This window comes from Pseudoalteromonas sp. NH0006-26 (genome assembly GCF_057552415.1).
Genome location: NZ_BAAJMJ010000002.1, coordinates 433,727 through 450,495, shown reverse-complemented (window position 1 = coordinate 450,495; position 16,769 = coordinate 433,727). Strand labels below are relative to the sequence as shown.

General features: G+C 39.9%; 14 protein-coding genes and 1 tRNA gene. 11 read left to right on the top strand and 4 right to left on the bottom strand.

Annotated features, from left to right (window positions below; genetic code table 11):
- Window positions 1-110: 110 nt before the first annotated feature.
- Complete coding sequence (locus AC27JR_RS04730; protein ID WP_487172924.1) at window positions 111-2,642, bottom strand: two-component system response regulator; 2,532 nt, start codon at window positions 2,640-2,642, stop codon at window positions 111-113.
- A gap of 507 nt (window positions 2,643-3,149) precedes the next feature.
- Here AC27JR_RS04730 and queA point away from each other — a divergent pair.
- The 6 genes from queA (at window position 3,150) to AC27JR_RS04700 (ending at window position 10,566) form a co-directional block, all read left to right on the top strand.
- Window positions 3,150-4,181 carry a tRNA preQ1(34) S-adenosylmethionine ribosyltransferase-isomerase QueA gene (gene queA, locus AC27JR_RS04725; RefSeq protein ID WP_487172923.1) on the top strand — a complete coding sequence of 344 codons (1,032 nt, stop codon included), beginning with the start codon at window positions 3,150-3,152 and terminating at the stop codon, window positions 4,179-4,181.
- Window positions 4,182-4,320: 139 nt separating this feature from the next.
- Entirely contained in the window at window positions 4,321-5,448 is a 1,128-nt protein-coding gene (tgt, locus tag AC27JR_RS04720) for a tRNA guanosine(34) transglycosylase Tgt (protein ID WP_008114828.1), read from the top strand.
- A gap of 26 nt (window positions 5,449-5,474) precedes the next feature.
- Window positions 5,475-5,810, top strand: coding sequence for a preprotein translocase subunit YajC (gene yajC, locus AC27JR_RS04715; protein ID WP_008114830.1), 336 nt, complete (start codon window positions 5,475-5,477; stop codon window positions 5,808-5,810).
- 19 nt (window positions 5,811-5,829) lie between these two features.
- Window positions 5,830-7,689 carry a protein translocase subunit SecD gene (gene secD, locus AC27JR_RS04710; protein WP_008114832.1) on the top strand — a complete coding sequence of 620 codons (1,860 nt, stop codon included), beginning with the start codon at window positions 5,830-5,832 and terminating at the stop codon, window positions 7,687-7,689.
- Window positions 7,690-7,698: 9 nt separating this feature from the next.
- On the top strand, window positions 7,699-8,646 hold the full coding sequence (gene secF, locus AC27JR_RS04705; RefSeq protein WP_076919407.1) for a protein translocase subunit SecF: 948 nt from the start codon (window positions 7,699-7,701) through the stop codon (window positions 8,644-8,646).
- A gap of 132 nt (window positions 8,647-8,778) precedes the next feature.
- Window positions 8,779-10,566: an EAL domain-containing protein gene (locus AC27JR_RS04700; protein ID WP_487172922.1), complete on the top strand. Its 1,788-nt coding sequence runs from the start codon at window positions 8,779-8,781 to the stop codon at window positions 10,564-10,566.
- Window positions 10,567-10,616: 50 nt separating this feature from the next.
- Here AC27JR_RS04700 and suhB read toward each other — a convergent pair whose 3' ends face one another.
- On the bottom strand, window positions 10,617-11,420 hold the full coding sequence (gene suhB, locus AC27JR_RS04695; RefSeq protein ID WP_010391751.1) for an inositol-1-monophosphatase: 804 nt from the start codon (window positions 11,418-11,420) through the stop codon (window positions 10,617-10,619).
- A 236-nt stretch (window positions 11,421-11,656) separates the two neighbouring features.
- Here suhB and AC27JR_RS04690 point away from each other — a divergent pair, with 236 nt between their 5' ends.
- The gene (locus AC27JR_RS04690) at window positions 11,657-12,073 is read left to right on the top strand and encodes a VOC family protein (protein ID WP_076919405.1); all 417 of its coding nucleotides are present in this window, start codon (window positions 11,657-11,659) and stop codon (window positions 12,071-12,073) included.
- Between the two features lie 45 nt (window positions 12,074-12,118).
- On the opposite strand, the gene AC27JR_RS04685 is transcribed toward AC27JR_RS04690, so the two are convergent.
- Complete coding sequence (locus tag AC27JR_RS04685) at window positions 12,119-12,784, bottom strand: LiaF domain-containing protein (RefSeq protein ID WP_076919404.1); 666 nt, start codon at window positions 12,782-12,784, stop codon at window positions 12,119-12,121.
- 314 nt (window positions 12,785-13,098) lie between these two features.
- Between AC27JR_RS04685 and AC27JR_RS04680 the strand changes: the two genes are divergently transcribed.
- The 4 genes from AC27JR_RS04680 to AC27JR_RS04665 all read left to right on the top strand — a co-directional run bounded on the left by AC27JR_RS04680 (window position 13,099) and on the right by AC27JR_RS04665 (window position 16,282).
- On the top strand, window positions 13,099-13,701 hold the full coding sequence (locus AC27JR_RS04680) for a BON domain-containing protein (protein ID WP_076919403.1): 603 nt from the start codon (window positions 13,099-13,101) through the stop codon (window positions 13,699-13,701).
- Window positions 13,702-13,766: 65 nt separating this feature from the next.
- A complete protein-coding gene (locus AC27JR_RS04675; protein ID WP_008114841.1) occupies window positions 13,767-13,925 on the top strand; it encodes a YqaE/Pmp3 family membrane protein in 159 nt (52 codons plus the stop codon).
- Between the two features lie 276 nt (window positions 13,926-14,201).
- A tRNA-Ile gene (locus AC27JR_RS04670) sits at window positions 14,202-14,278 on the top strand.
- A 309-nt stretch (window positions 14,279-14,587) separates the two neighbouring features.
- Window positions 14,588-16,282, top strand: a complete 1,695-nt coding sequence (locus tag AC27JR_RS04665) for a methyl-accepting chemotaxis protein (protein WP_487172957.1) — start codon at window positions 14,588-14,590, stop codon at window positions 16,280-16,282.
- Window positions 16,283-16,368: 86 nt separating this feature from the next.
- Here the strand turns inward: AC27JR_RS04665 and AC27JR_RS04660 are convergent, their stop codons facing one another.
- Window positions 16,369-16,698, bottom strand: coding sequence for a 5-carboxymethyl-2-hydroxymuconate Delta-isomerase (locus AC27JR_RS04660; RefSeq protein WP_008114843.1), 330 nt, complete (start codon window positions 16,696-16,698; stop codon window positions 16,369-16,371).
- Window positions 16,699-16,769 lie beyond the last annotated feature (71 nt).

The following is a 16,769-nucleotide window of genomic DNA, read 5'->3' as shown; positions in this document are numbered from 1 at the left end:
AAATCAAGGTAATCACTTAATTTTCATGACATTGTGCTGCCGATAAGCAAAGTATAGGTTAGATAGGCAAATTTGAAAGTAATAAATTGCTTAAATTTGTTTATTAATGTTTATAGTGACGTGAGGGTGTCTTGATAAAAAATAGGATTATTTTTTATTTTTTCTAACTCAATCAGTACCTTGTCAATAGGGACAGGGCGAGCAATAAAGTAACCTTGCCCGTAGTCTACGCCTATTTCTTTAAGTGCAAAAAACACTTCTGCGGTTTCAACATATTCGGCTACAGAGCGCTTATCTAGTGAGCGACTGATGTCATTTATGGCCTTTACTAGCGCTAAATCAATGGAGTCATTAAGCATATCGCGAACAAATGAGCCGTCAATTTTTACGTGTTGAGCTGGTAATTGTTTAAGGTAATTAAAAGTACTGAAGCCGGTGCCAAAGTCATCAATTGAAAAGTGGCAGCCTAAATTATTTAGCCGCTCAATCATTTTACGCGTCGCCGCTAAATTATTAATACTGGCCGACTCGGTTATTTCAAAAATAATTTTCGCCGGAGATACTTGATACTTCTCAAGGGTCGACTCTATTAATGGCAATAAACGCTCATCTAAAAATGACTGTGCCGATAAGTTTATTGCAATCTGCAGAAGCTCTGGATGTGCAGCAACACTCGCAATGCTGTTACGAATAACACATTGGTCCATTAAAAAGGTATCGTTAAGCATTTCCAATGAGGGAATAAATTGATTAGGGTAAATAAGTTCGTCGTCTAGCTTTAACCTTAGCAGTACTTCAAAGTAGGCAACCTGATTAGTTTTAAAATCCCAAATGGGTTGATAATGAAGCTCTATGCTGTCTTGTTGGAGTGCTTGACGTACCCCATGGCCCCACTCTAAACCCGTTTGCAGCGCATTGTTCTCACCATCTTGTTTTGAATAACAATGTACTAAGTTACGACCTAAATTTTTAGCAATATATAACGCAATATCTGACTGCTTTAAGCATTCATTTGGATCGCAGTTATCAGCGGTAATTTGGGTTAAACCAATCGAGCAACTAATTGAATAGATTTGCTCTTCAGATTTAAATTGGTTGCCTTCAATGGCACTACAAATTCCTTCTGCGATTAAATGTGCATCCAATAAATTGGTATTTTTAAGTATCACCGCAAACTCATCGCCACCGACACGGCAGATCAGATGCTCATTACTAATATTGGCAATAAATAGCTGCGCTACTTCTTTTAAAACAATGTCACCTTGTTGGTGGCCTTTACTGTCATTTATTATTTTAAAGTGGTCAAGGTCAATATAAATAAGCGCATGTTCAATATTTGTATGAGTATTTTCGCTCTGGCAAATATAGTTAAGCTGTTGGTCGAAGTAATAACGATTATGTAGGCCAGTTAAAGTATCATGCAATGCCAAATGGCGTAATTGCAGCTCTGCTTGCTTGCGCTCATGAATATTATCGAGTGTGGCGGTAATGGTAGCGTTGTTGCTGCTATTTTTTATTAACTGAAGCCGACATTCAACCCACACTGAATTACCATTTTTTTGGCTTAGTTTAACTTCTATTTTTTGTTTGTTTGCGCCACCTTGTAAAATATCATCAATCGTCGCTTGTAATGACTGTTGATACTCTGTGGTACAAAATGCAGTGAGTGGTTGTTGTAAGGTCGACTTAACTCCAAAGCCGCTCAGAGATTCCCACGCAGGGTTTATAAAGCGAATATTCCCTTGTTGGTCTAATTCAAGTACAACTGTGTTTAGGTGCAATAAAATACGTTGATGCGCTGAAAATAGGTCGCGATACTTTACTTCACTAATACTTAGCTGCTGTACCTTATTAGCAAATTCAGCATAGCTGACCATAAAGTCTTCACGACGAGCTGCGTGATCACAGACTTTATTTAAAAATGAGGGGTCGTAAGGGGCGCGAATAAAGTCGGTAACGCCTGAAAGTAATAACTGCTCGGCGTAATCGGCATCGTTTTTATCAATAATAGTAACAATGGCTTGTTGAGGGTTATGCTGCAGAATCTTTTCAACTAATTGATTTGAACTCTCAGCTTGTGCTGCAGTGGCATCGAGTAGCACGATAGCAAACGGCTGCTGATTATAGGCACTTAGCGCGGCTTTTTCGTTAGTAACATGAGTAATTGCAAAGTTTAGCTTTAATTGTTCACTCATGTCGTTTGCTCTGCTGGTAAAGGGTTCTAATAACAACAGGTTTAAGCGACTGCTTTTTTCTAAATGACTCGACAGCACATTTGCTAGTATTTGCGGCAATATATCTTGGCGCTCAAAAGGCAGTACTGCATCAATGCCATAGCTACGCGCGGTGGTTTCAGCGATACGCTCACAATAAATGGGCGGAATTAGCAAAATAGGCGTGTTTTTCGGCGTGTTTAGCAAACCAGAGCGGATCATACGTGAAAACCGCCAACCATCAATTTTACCTACATCTAAGCCGGTTATGATTATATTTACGCTTTGGTTCTTTAAGATTTTTAACGCATCTTGGCTGTCTGAGGCTTCAATAAACTCAAACACACTAAGCCTCTCCAGCGTGGCACGTATAGTCTGGCGCTCATCATTACTTGCATTTAATATTAGCAATTTAAGCTGTTTTGCCACTTAGGTACCACTCCGAGAAATGCAGGTAATAATTCAATTAGTAAGAGTAATGATATTTAGCGATAAGAACAAGCGTATTTAACCGCTATTTTAAATGTAGTTCATTAGTGGCCAATTAGGGAGAATATAAGGGATATTTTGAGCTTCATTAGTAATAGTAATTAGGGAGAATATAGGGGTTATCTTGAGCTTCGTTACTAATAGTTAAATACCCAAACCACCTCAAAATGCAGAATTCAGCGCTTCACAGGGGCTTAATATCAAGGCGATACTTTGCAGTAATGGTCGTCCCTTTCAAGAAGTAGCAACGATGAGAGTATGCCCCTGTGAAACGCCCACGGGTTGGCTTAAAAGCGATTTATACTGCGTTATTGATATTAATAATAGAACCACTATTATTTGCCATCAATGCCTTGCCTAAATCGCTTTTAATTCCGACGACACTCGCATTTTGAGGTGGTTTGGGTATACACTTGGCGCGATTTTAAATGATGTGGAATTCTAACAATGCGCGTAGCTGATTTTAGCTTTGACTTACCTGATGAATTAATTGCTCGTTTTCCTAAAGCAGACAGAACCAGTAGCCGTTTATTGAGCTTAGACGGGCCGAGTGGTGCTGTTGAGCATAAAATATTTAGTGACATTCTTGAGCTTGTAAACGAAAACGACTTACTGGTTTTTAACAACACCAAAGTAATACCTGCGCGTATGTTTGGTCAAAAAGAATCTGGCGGTAAAGTTGAGGTGCTGGTAGAACGCGTATTAGACGAACACCGCGTGCTCGCTCACATTCGCGCTAGTAAATCACCAAAACCGGGTAATGTACTCATTTTAGAGGGCAAAGCAAAAGCTATTATGGTGGCACGCCACGATACTCTGTTTGAGCTTGAGTTTGACCGCAGTGAAAATGTGCTCGACATTTTAAATGATGTAGGCCATATGCCGCTTCCTCCTTACATTGACCGCCCAGATAACGAAGCGGATCGTGAGCGTTACCAAACGGTATATGGTGAAAAGCCAGGCGCCGTTGCTGCACCAACAGCAGGCCTTCATTTTGACGATAAACTCATGACTGCGCTTAAAGACAAAGGCGTACAAATGGCGTTTGTTACCTTGCATGTTGGCGCAGGTACATTCCAGCCAGTTAGGGTAGAAAGTGTTGATGAGCACATCATGCACTCTGAATATATTGAAGTACCGCAAGATGTGGTGGATGCGGTTGCAAGCACAAAAGCCAGAGGCGGGCGTGTGATTGCGGTAGGTACAACTTCAGTTCGTTCACTAGAGTCGGCAGCAAAAATACATGGTGGCAAGTTAGATACTTACTTTGGTGATACCGATATTTTTATTTTTCCGGGTTATCAATTTAATGTTGTTGATGCCATGGTCACCAACTTCCATTTACCTGAATCAACCTTAATTATGCTGGTCAGTGCCTTTGCAGGGCAAGACAATATTATGGGTGCTTACAATACTGCGATTGAACAACAGTATCGCTTTTTTAGCTATGGCGATGCGATGTTTTTGACCCGTAAATAATTTACAGCGTTATCGGTTTTTATTTTACTCCTAAGCGCAGTGAATTTTTCACTGCTAATAGTAATAGGATAGTAAAAAGGGTAGAATCGAGCGGTTAAATTATAGCTTGTTGGACTGTTTTTCCGACACAGAGGATATTATGAAATTTGAATTAGACTGCACCGATGGCAAAGCACGCCGCGGTCGCTTGATTTTTGACCGAGGTGTAATAGAAACACCAGCGTTTATGCCTGTAGGTACTTACGGCACGGTTAAAGGTATGACGCCTGATGAAGTTAAAGCAACGGGTGCACAAATCTGTTTAGGCAATACATTTCACTTAATGTTGCGCCCTGGCACTGAAATCATCAAACAGCACGGTGATTTACACGACTTTATGAACTGGGACTTCCCAATTCTTACTGATTCAGGCGGTTTCCAAGTATTTAGTCTTGGCGCAATGCGTAAAATCACTGAAGAAGGCGTAATGTTCCAATCGCCTGTAAATGGTGATCAAATTATGATGTCGCCAGAGAAATCAATGGAAGTGCAGCGTGATCTCGGCTCAGATATCGTGATGATATTTGACGAATGTACGCCATATCCTGCCACTGAAAAAGAAGCCAAAGACTCTATGGAGCTTTCTCTTCGTTGGGCTAAGCGTTCAAAAGAAGGACATGGCGACAACCCATCAGCATTGTTTGGTATTATTCAAGGCGGTATGTATCCTGAGCTTCGTGCACAATCACAAGCGGGTCTTGAAGAAATTGGTTTTGATGGTTATGCATTGGGTGGTTTATCGGTGGGTGAACCTAAAAATGAAATGATTAATATTCTTGATCATTGTGCTTATAAAATGCCAGAAAACAAACCACGTTATTTAATGGGTGTAGGCAAGCCAGAAGACTTAGTTGAGTCGGTTCGTCGCGGTATTGATATGTTTGACTGCGTAATGCCAACGCGTAATGCACGTAATGGTCACTTATTTATTACAACGGGTACCATTAAAATCCGTAACGCAGTGCATAAAACAGATACTGGTCCACTTGATCCTGAGTGTGATTGCCATACCTGTAATAATTATTCGCGCGCCTATTTGCATCATTTAGACAAATGTAACGAAATTTTGGGTGCACGACTAAACACTATCCATAACTTACGATACTATCAACGTGTTATGGAAGGTTTGCGTAATGCTATTAGCGAAGGTCAACTAGAGACATTTGTACACGATTTTTACGCTCGCCGAGGCCAAGAAGTGCCAGAGCTAGCTGATACAACAAATTAAAATTTAAAAATTAAAGAGGAAGTATTATGAGTTTATTTATTTCAAACGCACATGCAAGCGCTGGCGCACCTGCGGCAGGCGGCGGTATGGAAATGCTAATTATGTTAGCGATTTTTGGTTTGGTTTTTTACTTTTTAATTTATCGCCCGCAAGCAAAGCGTGTAAAAGAGCATAAAAGTTTAATGAGTGCGATGGCAAAAGGCGATGAAGTGCTAACCCAAGGCGGTTTAGTGGGTAAAATCGTAAAAATTGCCGATGATAAAGACTTCATAGTGATCTCATTAAATGAGCAAGCAGAAGTAACAGTACAAAAATCAGCAGTATCTGCTGTATTGCCTAAAGGCACAATGAAGTCGCTATAAAAATAATAAGGACGACCCCGTGTTAAACAAGTTTCCAATTTGGAAGTATTTACTTGTTTTAGCTGTGTTAGCCATTGGCCTTTTATATGCTTCACCAAACCTGTATGGCCGCGATCCGGCCATACAGGTTTCTGGCGCTAAAGGCACCGATGTTGACCTCAGTGTTGTAGACAAAGTAAACGCAATCCTCAAAAAAGATAACGTTAGCGCTAAATCGACAAAGCTCGAAGACGGGCAAATTCTTGTTCGCTTTAAAAACGTTGAAGACCAACTTAAAGCGCAAGACTTACTGCGTAACTCGCTTAGTAACGATTATATCTCAGCAATTAATATGGCTCCTGCACAACCGGCTTGGTTAAAGTCGCTGGGCGGTAATCCTATGAAGTTAGGCCTAGATCTAAGTGGTGGTGTGCATTTCACCATGGAAATCGATATGGTCACTGCGGTGGATAATCAGTTAGAGCAAATGGAGCAAGATTTTCGTAGCGACCTGCGCGAAGAAAAACTACGTTATCGTAGTGTGCGCCGTGTAGCTGGCACTGAGCGTATGCGTGTAGAAATGCGTAACGAAGAAGATAAAGACGCTGCAGAGCGCTTTTTAGAAAGTCGTTACCCTCTAAACGTTTACATTGATGATAGCAGTAACGATAACGCATTCTTTGCCACCATGAGTGAGCTAAAGCTAAAAGAAATTCGTGACTACGCTATCAAGCAAAACGAAACGATTATTCGTAACCGTATCAACCAAATTGGGGTTGCAGAGCCAAACGTACAGCGCCAAGGTGCTGAACGTATTATTGTGCAATTACCAGGGATTCAAGATACCGCTCGCGCTAAAGAAATTTTAGGTGCTACGGCAACGCTTGAGTTTCGTGAAGTTGACGAAAATGCTGATATAAGCGCGGCTGCTCAAGGTCGTATCCCACCGGGTACTGAAATGATCATGAGTCGTGATGGTTACCCTGTGGTACTAAAAAAACGCATCATTCTTGAAGGCAGCCATATTACTGGCGCGCAGTCGGGTGCAGATGAGTACCAGCGTCCACAAGTAAGCATTAAACTCGATAGCAAAGGCGGGGCAAAAATGAATGCCTTTACCAAGCGTGCTATCGGTAAACGTATGGCTACCGTGTTTATTGAATACAAGCCATCAGGTAAAAAAGACAGTGACGGTAAAGCACTTCCGCCAATTAAAGTGGAAGAAGTTATTAACGTAGCAACCATTCAAGCGCGTCTTGACCGTTCATTCCGCATTACCGGTATTGATAACCCAGCTGAAGCACATAACTTAAGTTTACTACTTCGCGCGGGGGCACTGGTTGCGCCTATTCAAATTGTAGAAGAACGTACGGTTGGGCCAAGCCTAGGTCAAGAAAACATTGAAGCAGGTATGACCGCTGTAGCTCTTGGCTTTGCGTTTGTACTGGCCTTTATGCTTATTTACTACAAAGGTTTTGGCCTTGTTGCGAATATTGCACTGGCTGCCAACTTAGTACTTATTATTGGTGTAATGTCGTTAATTCCAGGTGCAACGCTTACCCTACCGGGTATAGCTGGTATTGTACTGACTGTTGGTATGGCAGTTGATGCGAACGTACTTATATTTGAGCGTATTCGTGAAGAGTTAGCCGATGGCCGCAGCCCTCAACAAGCGGTTCATTTTGGTTACGATAGCGCCTTTAGTACTATTTTTGATGCCAATATCACCACATTAATTGCGGCGATTATCTTGTTTGCTGTTGGTACCGGTCCTGTTGCAGGTTTTGCGGTAACCCTAGCAATTGGTATTTTAACCTCTATGTTTACAGCAATTATAGGTACCCGTGCGGTGATCAACCTATTTATTGGTGGCAAACGTGTTGATAAACTTTCAATTTAAGGAGCAGACATGCAAATTTTAAGATTGGGCGGAAAAACCCTTCGTTTCATGTCTCTTCGAAAAGTGGCAATGGGCTTTTCTACGTTATTAATTATAGCGTCGCTGGCGTCACTTTTTGTTAAAGGCTTAAATTTCGGTTTAGATTTTACTGGCGGTACAGCGGTTGAGGTGGGTTTTTCGCAACCTGCGGATCTGAAAAAAGTACGTAATGTACTGGCTGAAAATGATTTTGCTGATGCATCGGTACAGCTTTTTGGCTCAAGCCAAGAGATACTGGTTCGTTTAGCCCCTCGTGGTGATGATGTAAAAGCAGAGGTAATTGGTAACCAAGTAATTGCTGCACTTAAACAAGCCGATGATAGCGTAGTAATGCGCCGCATTGAGTTTGTAGGCCCAAGCGTAGGTGAAGACTTAAAAGAGCAGGGTGGCCTTGCCATGTTAACTGCGCTTATTTGTATCTTAATTTACGTGGCATTTCGCTTTGAATGGCGTTTTGCTGTGGGCGCAGTTGGTGCGCTTTTACACGATGTAATTATTACGATTGGTTTGTTCTCGGTACTTGGTTTAGAGTTTGATCTAACTATTTTGGCAGCAATACTCGCCGTGATAGGTTACTCACTAAACGATACCATTGTTGTATCAGACCGTATTCGTGAAAACTTCCGTAAAGTACGTATTGACGACACTGTTGAGATTATTGATATCTCGCTTACGCAAACACTTAATCGTACCTTAGTAACTTCAATCACCACTATTTTAGTATTGATTGCGTTATTTGTATGGGGTGGCCAAACCATTCATGGCTTTGCTACTGCACTACTATTTGGTGTATTTATTGGTACTTATTCTTCAGTTTACGTTGCCAGTTCGGTAGCTATTGCCATGGGCGTAAGTAAAGAAGATTTAATACCAGAAGTGATTGAAAAAGAAGGTGCTGATTTAGATCCAATGCCTTAATTGAGATTAAATTATCCTTTTTAAAAAACCGCTCCTTGTGAGCGGTTTTTTATTGCCTCGTACATAAGTCACATAATAGTCATACTCAGTTGGTATTTTATTGCTCTTATTAAATTTTTATCCGAGCTAGTAGTGACAGAGCAACGACAAGTCTTAGAATCAATTTTACAACAAGGGGCAATAACAACCTTGTTCCAACCTATTTTCGATATAGCTAAGCAATCTATTATTGGGTATGAAGCGCTGAGTCGAGGCCCTAAAAATAGCCCATTAGCCATGCCAAATAAGCTATTCGAAACGGCTCATAAATATCAATTGATCTCAGAGCTTGAGCTTTTATGCCGTTCTCGCGCCATAGAAAACTTTGTAAAACTCAGTTTACAAGGGAAGTTATTTTTAAATGTCAGTCCAAAAATTTTACTCGATCCGAGCCACCCTAAAGGAGAAACCTTACATTTAATTGAGCAGTTTGGTCTTGCAGCCAATCGAGTGGTGATTGAAGTCACCGAACAAGAAAAGGTAGATGATGGTTTTTTACTGTTAAAAACCATCGCGCATTATCGAGAGCTAGGCTTTACTATTGCTATTGACGACCTCGGTGCAGGTTATTCCGGACTAAAGCAATGGTCGCAGTTATGCCCAGATATTGTAAAAATTGATCGTTACTTTATTGATCATTGCGATCAAAGCGAAGTTAAAAAAGAATTTTTAAAATCAATTATGGTGTTAGCGCGGGCAACAAATACAGCGGTGATTGCGGAGGGAATTGAACGTCCTGAAGAGCTAGATTTAGTCAAAAGCATAGGCATAAATCATGTTCAGGGGTTTTTGTTAGAAAGACCGAGTCAACAGCCAAGTTATGACTATAACTGTAAACAGTTACAATCACTCACTTCGACCCAAGCTGCCTCAAAGTTTGAGCAATCAATGGCAATAGGTGTGCTTGCTGTTGCTCAGCCTGCTATTAGCAGTCATACGCGTTGTAAAGAAGCTCATGCACTTTTTGAGCAAGATAAAAGCATAATCAGCTTACCGGTATTAAATAGCAGTCAGCAGCCAATAGGGCTGTTACACAAAGATCAGCTAACAGAAGTGTTTGCCGCGCCTTATGGGCACGCGCTTTATGATAAGTGTGAAGTCACAGAGTTAATGGATAAACAACCTCTGGTGGTTGATGAAAATCAAATGCTTGATATTGTCTCCCAGCAAATAACAGAGCAAGACTTTGATATTCGTCGTCATATTGTTATCACCTGCAACAATAAATATTTAGGCTTGGCACCGCTCAGAGACATACTAAAGCACATTACAGCAGAAAAAATCCGCCACGCCCAACATGCTAACCCTTTGACCATGTTACCGGGTAATGTGGCAATTAGTGAGGTAATAGAGCAGCGTCTGCAACATAAACAGCCATTTTCACTAGCCTATATCGATTTAAATCACTTTAAACAATTTAACGATTTGTATGGTTATGCCAGTGGTGACAGCGTGATAAAACTTCTGGCTGATGTGACTGTAAAAGCGTGTGCGCACAGCGCTAACTTTGTCGGCCATATTGGCGGCGATGATTTTATGGTGGTGTTTGAAAAAAAAGATGCGGTGGAGGTTTGTAATACTATTATCACGCAATTTGAACTGCAGTCACGCGTGTTTTTTACGCCAGAGCATATTGATGAAAAAGGGTATTGGGCAACTAATAGAGAAGGCGAAAAGCAGTTTGTGCCTTTACTTACATTATCGATAGGTTTAGTTGAGCCTGATCTGCAGCAGTGTAAAAATAGTCATCAAGTGGCAGCATTAGCAACCGATGCAAAGAAGGAAGCTAAGCGCTTCAAACATAGTTACCTATTTATTTGTAATCGCAGAAGGCCTGCTCCCGCTGTTGTACGTTTATCCAATAGTAAAAAAAGTGGCTAACAAAAAGCAAAAAAGGAGCCAAGGCTCCTTTTTTTAGTACGTAATTACGATTAACGTAATAACGACTCAGATAATACTGGGCGCATTTCACGAACGATCGCTTGTGTTAGCTTAGGTGCACCACAGATTACGTTACCGCTCACGTTGTAGTTATTACCGCCAGCAAAATCAACAACCATGCCGCCAGCTTCTTTAACTAATAACTCACCTGCTGCTGTATCCCAAGGTTTTAAACCAATTTCAAAGAAACCATCAACACGACCCGCTGCAACATACGCCATATCTAGGGCTGCAGAGCCTGCACGACGAATATCAGCTGTGTGAACAAATAACGCTTTAAACGCTTCAGAATAGGCATCTAAGTGATGTTTTTGTTTGAAAGGAAAACCTGTAGCAAGAACAGAACCGGCAAGTTCAACCGTTTTAGATACGCGTAAACGTTTGCTGTTTAACTGTGCGCCTTGACCGCGAGAAGCAGTGAAAAGCTCACCACGAATTGGATCGTAAATTACTGCTTGGTCTAAACGACCTTTAACTTTAAGTGCAATAGATACTGCGAAATGAGGGATACCCTTGATGAAGTTAGTTGTGCCATCAAGTGGGTCAACAATCCATTGGTAATCAGCATCCTTACCTTTGTGTTCGCCTAACTCTTCACCAACGATGCAGTGATCAGGGTAAGAACGTAAAATAGTGTCACGAATTACGGCTTCGGCTTCTTTATCAATGTTAGTAACTAAATCGTTGGTGCCTTTTTGTTGCACTTCAACTTTTGATAAGTCTTCACTTGCACGAAGAATAAGTTTGCCTGCGTTACGCGCAGCGCGAACCGCAATGTTTAACATTGGATGCATGGTATTACCTTTGGGTTGTAAAAGAACGTTTATATATTTAAGCCGGCGTATTTTAGCGGTTTTTGCCATAAAGTAAACCATAAAGCCTAAATACTTGTGAGTGTTTTTTGTACAGCTATGATCTTTCACTACATTTCTTGAAATAAAAACAAGCAATAAATTTATGAAAGAGCACTTTACCTAAAGTTAGCTTGAGGTTTTATGATGTTCTATATTCAATTAACAGGAAGAAAATTATGAAATTAGAACACGTAAATTTAGTTGTCAGTGATATAAATGCCATGCTTAAGTTTTACCAAGCAGCGTTTCCCTATTGGTCAATTAGAAGTGAGGGAGAAGGAAGCTGGTATGGTAAAGCAAGACGCTGGATACACTTTGGTGATAACGAGCAATATATTGCTATTAGCGATCATGGAGAAGGTGAAAACCGTGACTTATCAGGGCATCAAATTGGTTTGGCACATTTTGCTTATGTCACTAATAACTTAAATGCAGTAATAACGCGCTTAAAGCGTGCGGGCTTTGAAATAAGTAAGCAAGGCGCTGAAAATCCATTTAGGAAGAATATTTATTTTATTGACCCCGCAGGGTTTGAGGTTGAGTTTGTAGAGTACATGAGTGATATACCCAGTGAGCGTAATAACGATTTATAATATGGATGAAGCCAACTATTTTGGCTTCATCATAAATTAGCATATTTAAAAATGTTTACTATTCATGCCAAGTTGAGTTTTTAAATCATTTGCAAAGCTAATAAATTTTTCTTTAATAGTGCGTTTAACTTTAACTTCCACAGAGCCTAAAACAGTTTTTCCTTCAATGTGAATTGTTGGCCCTTGGCGTTTATTGAGTGATACGGTTTTATTTTCAAAACTGCCTAAAATACAAAACATTTTAGAAACTACATTAACGTGCTCTGGTACATATATTTCTTCGCTACCAAAGTAACAATTAACGTGAATAGTGACATGTTGGTGGGTAAAAATAGCATCCGTAAAATCAAGATTGATAGATCCCATGTAGTTTTCTATATAAATGTTTTGAGGAACGACCCATTGGCCGCTTCGTTCACTTGAGCCAAGAATGCTTCTTAATGTAAGTGGTTCTTCACTCCCCTCATGCTGCGAACCATAGTTAGGTGCAAACTGCGAGTGCTTTTGCGCCTTGTATTGCTGGTCAGTACTTAAGGTTAAATCTTCAACGAGATCCATAAGTGCTTTATTGTCACTCGCTGCCATGGCGTCGTCTAAGCGTCGTTCAAATGCTTCTACAGAAATGACACCATGGCTGTAATTATAAATGAGCTGATCAATCACTTGCTCTCGAACTTGCTCAATAGGGCGGTCTTCAATTTTAACAGACATTTAAATTATCCTTTTATGGTTGCTGGTTATTTCAAAGCAAGCCTTATACCAAATGTTAACTCATTTAAAATCAGTGCTTTATGATTCGCTGTGTTTTTTCGCGTTACTATATTAACGACAGATTAACCAAATATACAATTATTTAGTAAGTTTCGCTATTCGAGAAACTTTTACGCAATACTCGGTAAATGTTTACTTTGTATATTTATGCCAATAACGACTTATTTTAATTAAGTTTTTGAAATTGTTGTGTAAAAAATATTGGCTCGATGTTCGCATTAGCTTAAGTGTCTTTAATTAAATGGAGAATGACTATGAAAACATTTAATAAGTCTATGATTGCAGCCCTAGTATTAGGAACAACCGCAATGGGCGCTCAGGCAAGCAGCTGGGAAAACGAAAGCAAAGATGCTTGGATTGATGGCAAAGCAGAAACCGTACTGCTGATGAACACTAACCTGAATAACTTTGACATCAACACGGACGTAAAAAATGGCAAAGTAATGCTAACAGGTAAAGTTAATAGCGAAGTAGATAAAGAGCTTGCTGAAGAGCTTGTGCTAAGCCTAGATGGTGTAACTGAGGTTGAAAATGATCTAACTGTTATTGAGCTCAAGGATGCAAAAGATTTAACAACAGTTGATCAGATGAATGCTAAACACCACGATTCTACTATGATGGATAGCGACACTGAAAGTGATTTAACCGATGCGAAAATTACCACCGTAATTACCACTCGCTACTTATTTGATTCAGAAGTCGGTGGTACAGACATTGATGTTGATACTGATAACGGTGTAGTTACCCTAAAGGGGACTGTGGAATCGGATGCTGAAAAACAACTAGCAATGGAAATTGCTAACAACGCTGAAGATGTTCGCAAAGTAGTTGATGAATTAACTGTTATTGCAGAATAATACACTATACTAAAAGCCTAGCTCTGCTGGGCTTTTTGCTTTGTTAACGTTATAAGGGTTAAATTATGGATATCATCAGAATTATTTTTTCTATATTACTACCACCACTGGGGGTGTTTTTACAGGTGGGGATAGGGATGCACTTTTGGTTAAATATTTTATTAACCTTGCTCGGCTATTTCCCAGGATTAATCCATGCGATTTACATTATTGCCAAGAAGTAATGCAGTAGCTTAGCAGGACATTTAACACTGAGTTGCTAAGTGCCAACAAAGGTATGTGTATTAGCCACTCAGGCTGTTATTTAATAGATGGATTCGTTTTAAAAGTCATCACCATTAAAATCTCAAAGCCTACTATTTGAGCAGTTAGCCCCTTGATTGTTAAAATAAAGCTTTTTGCTAGTGACAAGCCCCTAAAAACTTTTTATACTGCAACCCGCTTTAGTCGCTCTGTGGCTAAACGCTTCAAAAATTAACTGCTTACAGTTATACAAAGTTGGCCCCTTAGCTCAGTTGGTTAGAGCACACGACTCATAATCGTTAGGTCCCCAGTTCGAGTCTGGGAGGGGCCACCACTTTTACAAGCTTTCCAAGTAAATAGAAACTCATCTTTCTCGTTTTATAAAATTCGTTTTTATTATTTCTATCGTATTTTTACCAGTGCACTGATTTTTGTATTAATTATATTGAATACATTGCAATAAACACAGTTGAATCTACTATTAAAGTGTTATGAGATTTTATTATACAAATCTTTACTTTATGACCTTTAATGTCGCTACTGTTAATAGTGTGCAGTATATAAAATACCGCTTAGTTACTCCTTAGGTGCTCTATGTTATTAAAACGAAAAGTTTACCTCAGTATTAGAGCTTTCTACACCTATTATAGTTGGTAAAGAAATAGCGCAAAATTTATTTGTGCAGCAATGGATGAATAATAATGAAGATGCGCAAAGTCGCGGTAAATTTATTGATTACCTCAAACAGATAAAAAATAAAAACCAAGCCAGTAACGCATATATTATCTCTAAAAACTCCCGTAACTATTACACCGATGAAGGTATTTCTAGGCAAATAGACAGCAGCGATACTTGGTTTGATACTTTTTTAGCATCGGATAGGCCATTTGAAGTCGCGATCGATATAGATAAAGGTAGCTCTGAGGTAATGGTATTTATTAATTATGCCATTGAGCTTGATGGGCAACGACAAGGAATTGCCGGAATAGGTCGTTCGCTCGATTCTATGGTGGAGCTCATAAGCGAATATAGAATTGGCGAGGGCGGCATTGTTTATTTGGCCTCTGGTACTGGCGAGATTATGTTGCATGGTGATAAAACTAAAATAGGGCAATCTGTTAACTTAGCGCCAATTAAAAATGGGGCAATTCAAAGTAAAGTAATTGATGGCGATGACTATGTTGTCTCAAGTACACCAGTAAACTCTTTAGGTTGGCACCTAGTCGCTGAGATTCCCCAAGAGCAATTATGTGGCCCAATTAATAGCGCTATTAATACTAATATCATTTTTGGTATAATTATTGCGCTTGTAGGTTTAGCGTTAGCACGAGTGTTGGTCGGGCAAATATTTAGACCCATTGAAAACATTACTTCAGCGGTAAACGCATTAACGGAAAAAGATGGCGATTTAACAGCACGACTCCCTACCGACGATAATAATGAAATTTCTGATTTAGCGATTAAATTTAACCTGTTTTTAGAGCAGTTACATTATATGTTTAAACAGGTTTCTGAGTCGGCTACCCATGTTAAAGATATTTCGCATGACGTGCTTGAGCAAGTGCAAGGCGCGGCAAATTTAGCTGAAGTGCAGTCATCGAGTACGCAAACGGTGGCGGCTGCGGTTAATGAGATGGAAGTTACGGTTCAGGATATTTCTGGCAGTGCTAGTAATGCGGCGAGTATCGCCACTAAAACTGAAGAAACGACGCACAAAGGTGTCGATTTTGTACAAAGCACGATTAAACAAATGGAACAGTTAGAAGCATCGATGGCAAATTCTGTAGCTTCGGTGTTAGAGCTCTCGACAGAGATTAAATCAATTTCTCATGTATTAGATGTTATTAAAGGGATTTCTGAGCAAACTAACTTATTGGCGTTAAATGCGGCAATTGAAGCGGCAAGAGCTGGCGAGCAAGGGCGTGGCTTTGCAGTAGTTGCTGATGAAGTGAGAACGCTTGCACAGCGTACTGCGGAGTCGACAGAGCAAATTAATGAGATGATTGCTTCGTTAAATGCTAAAGCTTCAAGCACGGTAACTGCGATTGAATTGGGCAGCAAAAACACCTTAGAAAATGCCGAGCGATTAAAAGAAACAGGCCATACATTAAATGGTATTTCACAGGAAATTGTACTGTTAAGCGAGTTAAATAACTCAGTGGCTACCGCAACGCGAGAGCAAACGTTAGCAACCTCAGAAATTAGCCAAAACATTGTGATGATTTCTGACTCAGCAGAGCAAACCAAAGAAAATATGAAGAAGTCAGAGCAGCTTTGTAATGGTTTAAATAAAGAGTCTAATATTTTAAGGGATTTACTAGGCAAGTTTACGCTTTAAACACGACTTCATAAAAAATCAGCCGAGCAGGGATAGCATCATAGTTATAGAGCACTGGTACTATAACTATGATGTTTTAATGGCGGTTAGTTTTTACGATAAATTTCGTGATTCATTTCGTAAATATTAACGCTTAAACTATCAGAGGCTCTGCAATATGTTTGCAGGCACGCTAGTAACTGCTCACTTAGTTTTTGCTTTTGCTCAATAGAACGCCCAGCCATAATATGTACTGCAATATGTATAAACCCTTCTTTACCTACACCTAATTGGTAATGTTGATACGCAATAGCACGAGTTTTTATTGTTTCTAAATCAAATAAGCCACTTTCAAATGTTGTTGTGTGGATTTTTTCCACTAGAACCTGAGGTAATAAAGGCAGATCTTCTGAGTGTTCAATAATAATGTGTGGCATTTAGCGTATCCTCTTTAGATTGGTTTGTTTAATTATACCAAACGGGTTTGTACACGCTAACCCTATGGAGC